A 13,819-nucleotide genomic window follows, 5' to 3' on the forward strand; every position below is an offset into this window, starting at 1 on the left:
GGCCGCCTCAGAGACCGTGCTCGTCGAGCCAGGTCAGCAGGATGCGGCGGAACTCGGCCGGTCGCTCGACGGTCGGCAGGTGCGCGGCGTCGGGGAACGAGGCGGTCTCGGCACCCGGGATCTCCGCGACGAGGTGTGCGGCGCGGGCGCGCATCACGCTGACGTCGAGGTCGCCGACCAGGACGAGCGCGGGCACGGCGATCTCCGCCAGCCTCCCGGTCGCGGGCGGGTCGAGCGGGAGGATCGTGCCGTCGTCGGCCGCGTGGGCGATGTTCGGAGCGTTCAGCTCGTGCGCCCGCCGGAGGAAGGCGGGGTCGACCTCCTCGTCCGTGCGGTCAGGCCCGGTGGCCCAGAACCGGGTCTCCAGTTCGACGAGCCGCGCCGGCTCGGCCTCGGGATCGATCGCGTCGAGTTCGTCGAAGCGGCGCTGCTCCGCGCCGGTGGGCGTGACGTCGGGGAACCCACTCGCGCCGCTGCCGACGACGACGAGCCCGGCGACGCGCTCCGGAGCTGCGAGGGCGACGTCGATCGCGATCCCGCCGCCGCGGCTCGCGCCGATGAGCGTGGCGCGGGCCACTCCGAGATGATCGAGGACCGCCAGCGCGTCGTCATGGTTCGCGAACGGCACCGCCGCATCGTGGGTCGTCGCGCCGAAGCCACGGGGGTCGTAGGTGATCACGTAGTGCGTCCGCGCGAGCTCCGCGAGGTGCTCGTCCCACATGCGCATCGTGGCCACTCCCGCGGGGATGCACAGCAGGGCGGGATCGGAGGCGCGACCGTGCGCCTCGTAGGCGAGCTCGGCGCCGGGAACGATGAGGTGGGGCATCCTGCGAGCCTGCGGCGCGAGCCGGATGCGTCAGTCCTTGCCCTTGCCTTTGCCCTTGTCGCCGCCCTTGCCCTGGTTGCCTTCGTCGCCGTTGCCGCCGCCGTCATCGCCGTTGCCGCCGTCGTCGTTCGCGTCCTCGCCGTCGTCGCCCGCGTCCTCGGCTGGTGCGGGCGCCGACTGCTCGGCGATGAGCGTCTCGAGGTCGGTGCGGACGAGCGCGATGGCCTCGGTGATGTCGGCCTCCTGTTCGTCGGGCAGGCTGCCGGCAGCGGATGCCTCGGCGACATCGGCCTCGAGCAGCGCGAGCTCGGCCATGGCGCCGGCGTAGTCGCCGCCCGTGGAACGCTCGGCGACGTCGAGCACGCGCTCGTGGAGCGCGACCGTCTCGTCCGCGGAGAGGCGCGGATCGGAGGCGCAGCCTGCGAGTGCGGCGACGAGCACCGCGGGGAGGGCGATGCGGGCGAGAAGGCCCTGCCCACGTCGAGTGCCGGGACGGCGGATCATGGGGTCACCGCCTCGTCGAGCTGCTCGAGATGGACGCCGAGCTCGCCGGGGATGACGGGCAGCGGCGTGAGCGCGGGTTCCTGTGCCGATCCACCGGCGCCGAGGAGTCCGGGCAGGAACGCGAACGCCGCGGTCGCGAGCAGGGCGATGAGCACGACCGGCACGAGCCACCGTGCGAGGCCGCTCGGGCCGCGGCCGTCGCGGGACCCGGAGTCGGCGTGCGCGGCCGGCCGGGTGCGTCCCGCGCCGCTCGGTACCCGCGCCGACTCGGGCGACGTCGACACCGGCGTGGTGAGCAGCTTCGTGGCGGCGGTCGGTTCGTCCGCCTCGGGGGCCGCTTCGCTCGAATGCGGTTCGGGTCCCGGCTCCTGCGCTGGGTGCGAGGTGAGGTCCCGCTGGGTCAGCTCGTCGAATCCCGACGCCCCGGCGGGCTCCGCGCCGATCAGGGTGCTCGCCTGCACCGCGACCTCGAGCGCCGTCGGCCGATCCGCGGGATCACGGGCGGTCATCGCGACGATGAGCGCCCGCCAGTCGGGGCCGAGTGTCGCGGGCACGTGGGGGTCGTGGACGAGCCGGGCGCTCGCCGCCTCGATGCCGGGCCCCGGGAAGGCCTGCTCGCCCGTCCGCGCCTCGAGGGCGAGCAAGCCGAGCGCGTACACGTCGGAGGCGGCGCGGGCGCCTTCTCCCCGCACCTGCTCGGGGCTGAGGTAGCCCGGGGTGCCGATGAGGCGTCCGGTGGCGGTGAGGCGGTTGTCGTCGACGAGCCGGGCGATGCCGAAGTCGGCGAGTTTCGCCCGCCAGGGCCGGTTCGGCAGCGCCGACGGGGCGAGGAGCACATTCGCCGGCTTCACGTCGCGGTGCACGACGCCCCGCGCGTGGATCACGTGCAGCGCCTCCGCCAGTTCGACGAGCATCCCCGCGGCGTCGTCGGCGCCGAGCGGGCCGGCCGCGAGGTGCTCACGGAGGTTCGGCCCGTCGACGAGTTCCATTACGAGGAAGTCGCGACCGGTGAGGGCGTCGCGGGATGCGTCGTGCAGCATCACGAGCGCCGGGTGGGTGAGGCTCGCGAGCAGCGCCGTCTCCGACCGCCGCCGCTCGGGGTCGTCGAGCTCGCCCGCGGCGCGGAACACCTTCACGGCGACCTCGCGACCGAGCACGGTGTCGCGGGCCCGGTACACGTTCGCCATCCCGCCGCGCCCGATCAGCGCGGCGAGCTCGTAGCGGTCGTCGAGGCGCGCGCCGGCGAGCGTGTCGTCGACGGCCGGACGGTCGGGTGCCGTGGTCATCGCCTCGATGCTAGGCGCGCGGACTGCGAGCCCGCTGCGGGTTGCGCGCCTCCGACGGAGCGGCTAGGGCGAGGCATCCCATCGCTTCGAGGCGGGCGTCGCGGACCCGACGTCACCCGAAGATCATCGGCAGGTCGCCCTCGTCGTCGGCGTCGCCGAGCGTCAGGTCGACGAGCACGGGCACGTGGTCGCTCGGGGCCTCGCCCTTGCGTTCGTTGCGGTGGATCGAGGCATCCGTCACCGCCTCGCTGAACGCGGCGGAGCCGAGGATGAAGTCGATGCGCATGCCCTCGTTGCGGGGGAAGCGCAGCTGCTGGTAATCCCAGTACGTGTAGAGCCCCTCGGGCACGCGCGGGCGGACCGGGTCGGTGAGGCCCGCGTCGAGGAGCGTGAAGAACGCCTCGCGTTCGGCGGGGGAGACGTGCGTCGAGACGCCCTCGACGACCATCGGGTCGCCGTTGTCGAGGTCGGTGGGCGCGATGTTGAAGTCGCCCATGAGCGCGAACGGGCGTTCGGGATGCGCCTGCGTCTCGGTGCGCGTGTACGCGGTGAGCGCGGCGAGCCAGTCGAGCTTGTACGTGTAGTGCGGGTCGCCGAGCGAGCGGCCGTTCGGCACGTAGAGGCTCCACAGCCGCACGCCCTCGACCGTGGCCCCGAGGGCGCGTGCCTCGATGGGCAGGTCGGGGCCCTCATGGCCCTTCAGGAAGCCCGGCTGGCCGGGGAAGTGCGTCTCGACGTCGGCGATGGGATGCCGCGACGCGATCGCAACCCCGTTCCACTGGTTGAGCCCGTGGGCGACGACCTCGTACCCCGCTGCCTCGAAGGCGGCGTGCGGGAACTGCTCGGGCTTGCACTTGATCTCCTGCATCGCGAGCACGTCGACGTCCTCGCGCACCAGCCAGTCGACGACGCGGGCGTGGCGGGTGCGGATGGAGTTGACGTTCCAGGTCGCGATGCGCATGGGTTCCAGCGTAGGCAACTCCGCCGACGCACGGAGCGCGTCAGCGGCGCCTGCCCACCCGCGGCACAACGGTCCAGAACACGAGCAGCACGACGAGCGCGACGCCGAGGGCGATGAACCCGGCGGTGCGGCTCACGGTGACGTCGAAGATGAGACTCGTCACGCCCGCCGCGAGGAGGGAGACCACCACGAGCAGGGCGATGAGGAGCCGGTTCGCCTGCACCACGAGGTTCGGCTTCCGGCGCAGCCCGAAGAGCTGGCGGTGCATGATCACGGGCGCGAGGCCCAGCACCGTCGCGAAGCCCGCGAGCACGACCAGCACCAGGTAGAGGCTCACCTCGTAGGGCTCGAGGTCGGCGAACTTCGGCTGGAACGCGACGGCGAGCAGGAACCCGGTGATGATCTGCGTGCCGGTCTGGACGGCGCGGAGCTCCTGCAGGATCTCACCCCAGTTGCGATCGGCCTTCTCGACGGGCGTCTCGTCGCGTCCGTCGTCGGTCGTCGTGTCGCGGCGGGCACGCCCGGCATCCGTCGTCATGCACGGGATGCTACCTGCTGCCATGATGGTGATCGACCGTTCGGGGGTGCAGATGGGGTTCAGCGTCGAAGGCGTCGAGGGCATCGGCGAGATCGGGCCCGGCGCCGATCTGGCGGCGGTCATCGCCGCGGCGACCGAGCTCGAGGACGGCGACATCCTGGTCGTCACCTCGAAGATCGTGTCGAAGGCCGAGGGCCGCATCGTGCAGGCCGCCGACCGCGAGCAGGCCATCACCGACGAGACGGTGCGCGTCGTCGCGACGCGCGAGCACGACGGCGGCGTCACCCGCATCGTCGAGAACCGGCAGGGCATCATCGGTGCGGCCGCCGGGGTGGATGCCTCGAACGCGCCCGACGGCACGGTGCTGCTGCTCCCGGTCGATCCGGATGCCTCCGCGCGGGCGCTCGCCACGGGCCTCCGTGCGCTCACCGGACGCACGGTCGGCGTCATCCTCTCCGACACCCTCGGCCGCCCGTGGCGCGAGGGGCAGACGGACCTCGCGATCGGCGCGGCCGGGGTGCACGTCTTCGACGACCTGCGTGGCACCGCGGATGCCTCGGGCAAGCCCCTGGCGGTGACCATGCCGTGCGTGGCCGACGAGATCGCCGGCGCGGCCGAGCTGGTGAAGGGCAAGTCGGCGGGCGTGCCCGTGGCGGTGGTGCGCGGCCTCGGGCGGTTCGTGGGCGAGCTCGATCTGCCCGGTGCGCGGTCGATCCAGCGGCCGGCCGAGCGCGACCTGTTCCGGCAGGGTGCCGACGAGGCGTACGACGAGGGCTACCGCGCCGGGTTCGACGAGGCGCAGGCCGAGGGGCCGCTGCGCGGCTGAGCCCGGCTCGCACGGCCCGGCTCGCGCCCCCGCCGCGTCGCGGGCAGGGCAGGATTGACCCATGCCTGCGCACATCGGCTACGCCGCGATGCTCGAGCGGTTCCCGCCGGCCGAGGCGGTCGAACTCGCCGCGCTCGCCGAACGTCACGGGTTCACGGGCGTCATGGCGAGCGACCACTTCCAGCCATGGCTGCCCGCGCACGGGGAGAGCTCGTTCGTGTGGAGCGTCCTCGCGGCGATCGCGCCGCGGACCACCGGCGACCTCGGGCCCGGGGTCACGACACCCGGGTTCCGGATGCATCCCGCCGTGGTCGCCCAGGCGAGCGCGACGATCGCGGCGATGCATCCCGGCCGCACCTGGCTCGGCATCGGCTCGGGCGAGGCGATCAACGAGCACGTCGTCGGTCAGTACTGGCCTGAGCCGCCCGAGCGCATCGAGCGCATGTTCGAAGCGGTCGAGCTCATCAAGCGCCTGTTCGCGGCCTCGATCGCCGGCCGCGACGTCCGCTTCTCGGGACAGCACTTCAAACTCGAGTCGACGAGGCTCTGGACCATGCCGCAGACGCCGCCCGAGATCCTCGTCGCGGCCGGCGGCCCGGTGACGGCGAAGCGCGCCGGCCGCGTCGCCGACGGACTCATCACGATGGGCGCGCCCACCGACCGGCTCGCGGTGCTGCTGCAGCGCTTCGCCGAGGGCGCGCGCGAGTCGGGTCGCGACGCCGAGCGGATGCCTCGGGTCCTGCAACTGCACCTGTCCTGGGCGCCGACCGACGAAGAGGCGATGCGCAACGCCCTCCGCGAGTGGCCGATCGCCGGGCTCCGCGCCCCCCGCGGCGACCTCCGATCGCCGTACGACGTCGAGCACTTCGCCCGAACCGTGCGGCCGGAGGACTTCGCCGGCCGCATGCTCGTCGGCGCCGACCCCGACCGGCACCGCGCAGGCATCCAGCGCTACCTCGACCTCGGCTTCGACCGCATCTACCTGCACAACGTCGGTCGCGAGCAGGCCGGCTTCCTCGAGGTGTTCGGTCGCGAGGTCCTGCCGGGGCTCAGCCGATGACGGCTGCGACGGACCGCGCGGCCTGGACCGTGGTCGTGCCCGTCAAGGCTCCCGGCCGCGCGAAGACCCGCCTCGCGCCGCACGTGCCGCCCGCGGCCCGGGAGGCGCTCGCCGAGGCGTTCGCGGCGGACGCCATCGACGCGGCGCTCGCGGCGGACCGGGTCGAACGCGTCGTCGTGGTCGGAAGCGGCGACGCAGGCGACGCAGGCCGCGCCGGCCCGGAACTCGACGGCCCGGATCGCCGGGCGCGCCTCGAATTCGTGCGGGAGGGCGAGCCCCGCGGGCTGACCGCCGCGATCGCGCTCGGCATCGAGCACGCCCGGGCGACGGGGGCGGGCGACCTCGCGGTGCTCCTCGGCGACGTGCCGAGCCTCCGGCCGGGCGACCTCGACGACGCGCTCGATCGGGCGGCGAGGCATCCGCTCGCCTTCGTGCCCGACGCCGACGGCACGGGTACGACGCTCGCCACCGCGCTCGCGGGAACCGCGTTCGCGCCCCGGTTCGGGCCGGACTCCGCCGCGGAGCACGAACGCGCCGGGTTCGTGCGGCTCGAGGCATCCGCCCGGCTCCGCCGCGATGTCGACACGCTCGCCGCGCTCGAGGAGGCGATCGGCCTCGGGACCGGCACGCACACCGCGCACGTCGTCGCCGCGCTCGCCGACGGCACGATCGGTTGATCCGTCCGAAGCGAGATGCTCGCCGCGGACCCTGTGGAAGGATCGCAGCATGAGCCTCACCCTCGGATACAAGGCCTCCGCCGAGCAGTTCGACCCCCGCGAGCTCGTCGAGCTCGCCGTCGCCGCCGAGTCGCACGGCTTCGAATCGGTCTGGACGAGCGACCACTTCCAACCCTGGCGGCACGCGGGCGGGCATGCGCCGTTCTCCCTGACCTGGATGGCGGCGGTCGGCGAGCGCACGTCGTCGGTCCGCATCGGCACGAGCGTGATGACGCCGACGTTCCGCTACAACCCCGCGGTGCTCGCCCAGGCATTCGCCTCCTTGGGCGTGCTCTACCCGGGGCGGATCATCGCCGGGTTCGGCACGGGCGAGGCGCTCAACGAGATCGCGACCGGCTTCCGCGGCGCGGGCGAGCAGGACTGGCCCGAGTTCCGCGAGCGGTTCGCGCGGCTCCGCGAGGCGGTGCGCCTCATGCGCGCCCTCTGGACCGAAGACGACCAGGTCGACTTCAAGGGCGAGTACTACTCGACGCACGGGGCATCCATCTACGACCGGCCGGATGTCCCGGTGCCGGTCTACATCGCCGCCGGCGGCCCGACCGTCGCGAAGTACGCCGGCCGCGCCGGCGACGGCTTCATCTGCACCTCGGGCAAGGGTGCCGAGCTCTACGTCGACCAGCTCATCCCCGCGGTCAAGGAGGGCGTCGAGGCGGGCGGCCGCTCGTACGACGTGCTCGACCGGATGATCGAGATCAAGGTGTCGTACGAGGAGACCGAGGAGGCCGCGCTCGAGAACACCCGGTTCTGGTCGCCGCTCTCGCTCTCGAAGGAGCAGAAGCACGACATCACCGACCCCGTCGAGATGGAGCGCGCCGCCGACGCCCTGCCGATCGAGCAGATCGCGAAGCGCTGGATCGTCGGCACCGACCCCGACGAGGTCGTCGCGCAGATCGGCCAGTACATCGACTGGGGCTTCGACCACCTCGTGTTCCATGCGCCCGGCCACGACCAGCGCCGGTTCATGCAGCTCTTCGAGCGCGACCTCGCGCCGCGGCTGCGGGCGCGCGGCTAGCGCCGCAGGCGCTCGGCTCGCGTCGGCGCCGGCGCCCGCGCCCGCGCCCGCGCGACGGTCACCGGCGCCGGCGGCGCGCTACGGTCGCGCCGCGGACCGCCGGCGACTGCGAGCCAGCGCGAGCCCCAGCAGCACGAGGAGGCCGGCGGGACCGGCCCACGCGAGCGCATCGACACCGGTCGACGGCAGGGACGCGGGCGCCGGGCCGGGGGCGGGCACGAGGCCGTACCCGGCGTCGATGCCCGTCACCAGGGGTGCGGCCGCGGTGACGTCGTACGGGCCGGCGACGCCGTCGGCCGCCGGATCCGAGCCGAGGGCCTCGGCCGAACGCTGCACCGTGAGCGGCAGCCCGTCCGTGGCGGTCGGGAAGCGCACGAGGTAGCGGCCCATCGGCGCCTCGAACGCCCACGCGCCCGAGTCATCCGTCAGCGTCACCACCGCCCCGGCCGGGCCCACGACCGGTTCCCCCGTCTCATCGAGCAGCTCCACCGGCACGCCCGCGATCGGCGGCTCCCCGTCCTCGCGGAGACCGTCGCGGTCGACGTCGTGCCACACGACCCCCGAGAGCCCGCCCGCGATGAGCGACACGCGAGCGATCGCAGACTCGGCGCGGAGGAGGTCGACGACCTCGCCGGCGCTGTTGACACGGCTGCCCTGCCAGGCGACGTTCGCGTCGGCCGGCGATTCGCCGGGCGCCGGCGCGGGGACGGCGAGCAGCGCCACATCCGCCGGCACCGGCACCTCCATGCCGTAGTCGATGGTGAGCGGCGGGTTGTCGACGTCGGGCTCCTCGTAGGGTTCGGTCACCGTCGCGCGGAGCGCGCGGACGCTGGCGAGGTCGGCCGGCGGCGTGGTCGTCCAGTCATCCACGCAGGTGCCCTGATCGCCGTCGAACAGCTCGGGCGTGCAGGGCGTCGTCGAGGTGGAGTAGGCGAGCTCGACGAAGTCTGGCACCGAGGTGACTCCGGTGAAGACCGGCTCCCATTCCGTGCCGCGCGGATCGCCGGACAGTTCGGCGCTCAGGCCGTGATCGCCGATGAACGGGAACACGTCGTAGAGCACGAAGTCGTTCACGCGGTAGTTCTCCCGGTTGGCGACCTGGATGCGGTACTCGATGGGTGCCGCATCGGTGCGCCAGGTGTCATCGATGGCCGCCGCCTTCGTCCACTCCGTCGCGCCGCCCGCCCGCACGAAGAGTTCGGCGATGACTCCGGCGGTGCCGACCGCGGTCCAGTCGACCGAGGCGCGCGCCACGCGCTCGGCGGTGATTCCGTCCTCGTCGAGGTCGAACTCGTCGACCGGTGCGCCGTCGAGCACGGGCAGGTTCACGACGCCGTCGAAGAGGTAGGCGAGGTTCGCCTCGTTGCCCGTGCGGGTGCCGTCGGCGATGGCCTGCGGCAGCTGCGTCCGCAGCTCCAGCGTCGGGAGACGCCCCTCGACGTAGTACTGATGATCGGGCGACGTCTCGTCGTTGGGGTTGTCCATCACGTGCTCGGGCGCCCAGCTGAAGGTCAGCGCCGTGCGTTCGACACCGTCGATGACGACCGTCGAGCTGGTGAAGTCGAGCTGCACCCCGTCGAGCATCTCGAGGTTCGTCCAGGTCAGCGACTCAGGGACAAGGGTGTGCCCCGGCGGCAGCACCTCCACGAGGTACGGGTTCAGGGGCGTGCCGTTGAAGCCGTTCGCGAGCCGGACCCGCCACTGCGGGGTATCTCCCGGTGCCAGCGCCGAGACCGGGTCCACGGCGGTCTTCGTCACCACCGGGTCGGGGGCGGGCTCGATGAACGGGCGGACGTACTGGAAGAAGTCGGTGCCGCCGAACCAGTTCGCGACCGGCGGCGGCGTGGTGCCCCAGGCGAACCCGCCGTTGTAGGTGATGGCGGTGATCTTGTTGAACATCTGCGTCGCGCCGGATGTCGCGAACGCGGGCGTCGACCGGCCCTGCATCGTGGCCATCACCTGGTTGTAGTAGTCCACCTGGTCGTACACGATGCGCACGTCGGTGACGATCTCGCCGGCCGGGACGCCGAGGCTGTCGACCGTCCCCGTGACGAGGCGGCCGTCACCCGAGCCCAGCGCTGGTGCGGAAGCGGCCTCGCCGGTCTCCGACTCGCCGCCGAGGTCAGGGGCATCGCCGCCGACGAGGGTCGGGCCGCGGACATCGGGCACGGCGTGCACGGCGAGGTCGAGCGCGCCGCCGATCGGACCGGACGGGTTCCACTTGTAGACCGTGCCGGCCGAGCCGTTCCAGGTGACCACCTCCACCTGCGTCACCTTGGACGCCGAATACTCGTCGAGGTTCAGCCACAGCACCTCGAACCCGGGCGTCTGGCACTGGTTCGCCGGCACGCTCCAGTCGCCCGGCACGTTGCCCACAAGCGGATCGGTGCCGGTCGGGTTCGGAGAGATCGCGGTGCTCCCGACCACGCAGGGGATCCGGCTCTGGTGCACCATCACGTTGTAGCGGTCGGGCCAGGGCTGCGGGCCGATCGCGCTGAGGGTCCAGTACCCGTAGAGCCGCCAGTCGTAGATCTCCGTGGTGTTGGTCCGCGAGATCGCGCGCGGCGCCGCCCAGTCGGATCCGGAGGTGCCGCGCCAGACCGTCGTCGAGCCGTAGTTGTCGTTCGCGCTCCGGCCCACGAACGTGTGCGTGACGGTGTCGTCGGCCGTCAGGACGGTGGCGTCGAGCGCGGTGGCCTCGACGTGCAGGGCGGGCGTGCGGGTGAAGACGGCCGGCGGATTCGCGGGCGGCGGCTGGAACACCGCCGACGGGTAGGTGACGGTGACGTCGTAGGCCCGCTCGGGCAGGTCGCAGCCGTTCGCAATCGGATCGGTCGCCGTCCAGGTGACGGTGTCCCCGGAGACGACCCCGCCTCCCGTCACCGAGGCCGGGTCGACGACAGCGCCGGTCGGGAGGGTGAGCGTCAGGGTGACCGTCGACGAACCGAGCGCGCCGAGTCCGGTCGCCCCCGGGTTGCAGTCGTAGACGCGGTAGGTCACGGGCCGGTCGACGACGACGGCGGTCTCGTCGGTGGGGTCGAGCATGGCGAGTTGCGCCGCGAGCTGCGGGGTCGCGGTGACGGCGAGCGGCGCGGACGTCACGGTCGCCGTGTCCTGTCCGTCGGCGGCGAGCGTGATGGACTGGGAGACCTCGGTACCCGGCAGGGTCACCGGGTTCGGCACCACCCAGCTGACCTGCACCTCCCCCGAGGTGCCGCCCGCCAGCGGCGAGAACACGAGGGCCACGGCGTCGCCGCCGGTCGCCGACGCGACGTCGACGTTCGGCACCGCCTCACCGGTTCCCGGCTGGACACCGGGCGGCGGATCGGCGGTGACGACGACTCCGGTGCAGAAGCCGACGAGCGTCGAGCACGCGTACGAAATCCGAAAGACGGCCCGCGCGCCCGACTCGATCTCCTCGTCGACCGGTGCGACGGTGACGGTCACGACCGGCGAGTCCGCCTGTGCCGGTTCCGTCACGAGCGCGCCGCTCAGGACGAGTGCGAGCGCGGCGAGGGCCGAGACCCAGCCCCGCGTCATCCGATTCCTGTCCATGCCGATCCCCCAACCGCCAGACGAGCCACGCTGTACGGTGCGGAAGGGGCCGACGTCGAGGGGGGACGCGGATCAGCGCGCCGGCCGCACCACCAGGCCGGCGCCACCGCCGCGCCGGACGGGTTCCGCGGCGGCGGTCATGACTCCGTCGTCGCCGACCTCGATCGTCGCCGCGGCGCCGATCTGCGCGGCGGAGGTGAGCAGGTCGCCCGAGGGCACCAACACCTGCCCGAACGGCGCGAGGTCGTCGGCGTACTCCGCGATGAAACCGGGTTCGGCGGGCGTCGATGCCGCGTTGCGTTGCGACGCTCGCGGCGCGGCCACGGCCTCGGGGAGGGTCATCCCGAGATCGATCCGGTTCATGAGGATCTGCAGCACGGTGGTGATGATCGTCGCGCCGCCGGGGGAGCCGAGCACGAACCGCACCTCGCCGTCGTCGAGCACGATGGTAGGCGACATCGACGATCGTGGGCGCTTGCCGGGCTCGATGCGGTTCGGATCGGTCTCGGAGTACACGGTGCTGAAGTCGGTGAGCTCGTTGTTCAGCAGGAACCCGCGCCCCGGCACGGTCATGCCCGAGCCGCCGGTCTGCTCGATGGTGAGCGTGTAGGCGACGGCGTTGCCCCATCGGTCGACGACCGAGAGGTGGGTGGTCGAGACGTTCTCGGTGTCGGCGCGCTCCTCGGACGCGACGGCCGCGCAGCCCTCGGCGTCGAGCGCACCGGCCGGCACCGGCCGGGTCGACGCCGCGTCGGGGTCGATGGTGCAGTCGCGGGCGTCCGCGAACTCCTGGCTGAGCAGCGTCTCGGTGGGCACGTCGACGAATGCGGGGTCGCCCACGTAGGCGTTGCGGTCGGCGAAGGCGCGAGCGGATGCCTCGAGGAAGAGGTGCAGCGCCTGCCCGGTGCTCGCCGACGTGAGATCGTGGTTCTCGAGGATGTTCAGCGCCTCGCCGACGGTGGTGCCGCCCGACGAGGAGGGCGCCATGCCGTACACGTCGAGGCCGCGGTACTCGACGTGCGTGGGCGCCTGGTCGATCACCTCGTACGCGGCGAGGTCGTCGGCCGTGAGGGTGCCGGGCGGGGCCGGCAGCGGCGAGGCGGGATCCTTCCGCGGATGCTGCACGACGTCGGCGATCTCGTCGGCGATCGGCCCCTCGTAGAACACGTGCGTGCCCTGCTTGGCGATGAGCGAGAGCGTGTCGGCCAGATCGGGGTTGCGGAACGTGGTGCCGACCTGCGGGGCGTCGCCGCCCGGCAGGAACAGCTCGGCCGTGTCGGGGAAGGCGGCGAACCTCGCCTTGTTGTCGAGGGTCTGGCTGCGGAACGTCTCGTCGACCGGGAAGCCGTGCTTCGCGAGCTGGATCGCGGGGTGCAGCACCTGCTTGAGGTCCTTCGTGCCGAACCGGTCGAGCGCCGCCTCCCAGGTCGCGAGGGTGCCCGGCACGCCGACCGCCACGCCGGATGACACGAGCTCGGGTGAGAACCGGTACGGCGCGCCGGTCGCCGGGTCGATGAAGGCGTCGGTCGGCATGCCGGCCGGAGCGGTCTCGCGGCCGTCGATCGTGGTGACCTCGCCGGTCGCGGCGTCGAAGTGGACGAAGTAGCCGCCCCCGCCGATGCCGGCGCTGTACGGCTCGGTGACGCCGAGCGCGGCGGCCGTCGCGACCGCCGCGTCCGCGGCGTTGCCGCCCCGCCGCAGCACATCGATGCCGACCTGGCTGGCCGAGGCATCCACCGAGGTCACGGCGCCGCCGGTGCCGACGGAGGTCGCCACCGGGGTCGCGTCGGGCCGCCCGCCGCCACCGCCTCGGCCGTGCCCCTCGCCGTCGGCGAAGGCCGGCGCGACCGGCGCGAGGAGCCCGACGGCGAGCGGTGCCGCGAGGGCGAGCACGGCGCGCCGGAGCGCGAGCCTGCGGGTGCGGTGCTGGACGACGTCGACCATGAGATCCCCCCGAACTGGGTACAACGTGCGGTGCCTGACACGGTAGACCCCGACGCGGCGGGCGGCAACGGGTGAGCGCCGAGACTCAGTGCAGGCCGGCCCGGTTCACGCTGGGCGGCAGCTTGCAGTAGTCGTAGAAGTACCGCGTCGGGGCGTCCTCGTCGGTCGCGTCGACGATGACGTTCGCGCCCGAGTCGGGCAGCTCGTCACCCGAGAGGACCCAAACCGAGAAGTGCCAGACGCCCCGGACGGCGTCGCCGAGCACGCCGTGCCCGTCGACGACGAGGATCACGTCGTCGCCGTCGGCGCCCGCGAGGGTGCCGGCGCGGAACGGCTCGACCGTGTCGCGGCGGAGCGTCGCCTCGTCGACGACGCCGACCGACCGGCGTACGACCGGCTGTTCCCGGGCGGTCAGCACGGTCGCGAGGTCGTCGGCGAACCGCGACGCCTGCTCGGCGGAGGCGGCGTCGACCGCGACGAGGCGCCGGCCGTGCCGGGCGTTGTGCAGGAACTCCGCGGCGATGCCGTCGATGAGGGTCCGGCGGGCGTCGGTCAGGTCGGCCATACGTC

The 13,819-nt window shown here is 73.1% G+C and carries 12 protein-coding genes; 4 read left to right on the forward strand and 8 right to left on the reverse strand.

What is annotated here, in order from left to right:
• Positions 1-7: 7 nt before the first annotated feature.
• From ABIQ69_RS01320 to ABIQ69_RS01340, 5 genes are all read right to left on the reverse strand, one after another.
• Positions 8-826, reverse strand: coding sequence for an alpha/beta fold hydrolase (locus ABIQ69_RS01320; RefSeq protein WP_350348596.1), 819 nt, complete (start codon positions 824-826; stop codon positions 8-10).
• Between the two features lie 30 nt (positions 827-856).
• Entirely contained in the window at positions 857-1,330 is a 474-nt protein-coding gene (locus tag ABIQ69_RS01325) for a hypothetical protein (RefSeq protein ID WP_350348597.1), read from the reverse strand.
• Positions 1,327-2,616: a protein kinase gene (locus tag ABIQ69_RS01330; protein WP_350348598.1), complete on the reverse strand. Its 1,290-nt coding sequence runs from the start codon at positions 2,614-2,616 to the stop codon at positions 1,327-1,329. Before ABIQ69_RS01330 ends, ABIQ69_RS01325 begins: the two co-directional genes overlap by 4 nt.
• A 112-nt stretch (positions 2,617-2,728) precedes the next feature.
• Positions 2,729-3,577, reverse strand: a complete 849-nt coding sequence (locus tag ABIQ69_RS01335) for an exodeoxyribonuclease III (protein ID WP_350348599.1) — start codon at positions 3,575-3,577, stop codon at positions 2,729-2,731.
• A 40-nt stretch (positions 3,578-3,617) separates the two neighbouring features.
• Complete coding sequence (locus tag ABIQ69_RS01340; protein ID WP_350348600.1) at positions 3,618-4,115, reverse strand: DUF6328 family protein; 498 nt, start codon at positions 4,113-4,115, stop codon at positions 3,618-3,620.
• A 22-nt stretch (positions 4,116-4,137) separates the two neighbouring features.
• Between ABIQ69_RS01340 and cofE the strand changes: the two genes are divergently transcribed.
• From cofE to fgd, 4 genes are all read left to right on the forward strand, one after another.
• A complete protein-coding gene (cofE, locus tag ABIQ69_RS01345; RefSeq protein WP_350348601.1) occupies positions 4,138-4,941 on the forward strand; it encodes a coenzyme F420-0:L-glutamate ligase in 804 nt (267 codons plus the stop codon).
• Positions 4,942-5,002: 61 nt separating this feature from the next.
• Positions 5,003-6,001, forward strand: coding sequence for a TIGR03557 family F420-dependent LLM class oxidoreductase (locus ABIQ69_RS01350; protein ID WP_350348602.1), 999 nt, complete (start codon positions 5,003-5,005; stop codon positions 5,999-6,001).
• A complete protein-coding gene (gene cofC / locus ABIQ69_RS01355; protein WP_350348603.1) occupies positions 5,998-6,678 on the forward strand; it encodes a 2-phospho-L-lactate guanylyltransferase in 681 nt (226 codons plus the stop codon). The genes ABIQ69_RS01350 and cofC overlap by 4 nt, the downstream gene beginning before the upstream one ends.
• A 49-nt stretch (positions 6,679-6,727) precedes the next feature.
• Positions 6,728-7,750 (forward strand): glucose-6-phosphate dehydrogenase (coenzyme-F420), encoded by a 1,023-nt coding sequence (gene fgd, locus ABIQ69_RS01360; RefSeq protein WP_350348604.1) that lies wholly within the window; start codon positions 6,728-6,730, stop codon positions 7,748-7,750.
• A gap of 78 nt (positions 7,751-7,828) precedes the next feature.
• Here the strand turns inward: fgd and ABIQ69_RS01365 are convergent, their stop codons facing one another.
• The 3 genes from ABIQ69_RS01365 to ABIQ69_RS01375 all read right to left on the reverse strand — a co-directional run bounded on the left by ABIQ69_RS01365 (position 7,829) and on the right by ABIQ69_RS01375 (position 13,814).
• On the reverse strand, positions 7,829-11,290 hold the full coding sequence (locus ABIQ69_RS01365; protein WP_350348605.1) for an SdrD B-like domain-containing protein: 3,462 nt from the start codon (positions 11,288-11,290) through the stop codon (positions 7,829-7,831).
• An 87-nt stretch (positions 11,291-11,377) separates the two neighbouring features.
• Positions 11,378-13,249, reverse strand: coding sequence for a gamma-glutamyltransferase (gene ggt, locus ABIQ69_RS01370; RefSeq protein WP_350348606.1), 1,872 nt, complete (start codon positions 13,247-13,249; stop codon positions 11,378-11,380).
• A gap of 85 nt (positions 13,250-13,334) precedes the next feature.
• The gene (locus tag ABIQ69_RS01375) at positions 13,335-13,814 is read right to left on the reverse strand and encodes a hypothetical protein (RefSeq protein ID WP_350348607.1); all 480 of its coding nucleotides are present in this window, start codon (positions 13,812-13,814) and stop codon (positions 13,335-13,337) included.
• Positions 13,815-13,819: the final 5 nt, after the last annotated feature.

It is taken from the genome of Agromyces sp. G08B096 (assembly GCF_040267705.1).
In the GTDB taxonomy this organism is placed as follows: Bacteria; Actinomycetota; Actinomycetes; order Actinomycetales; family Microbacteriaceae; genus Agromyces.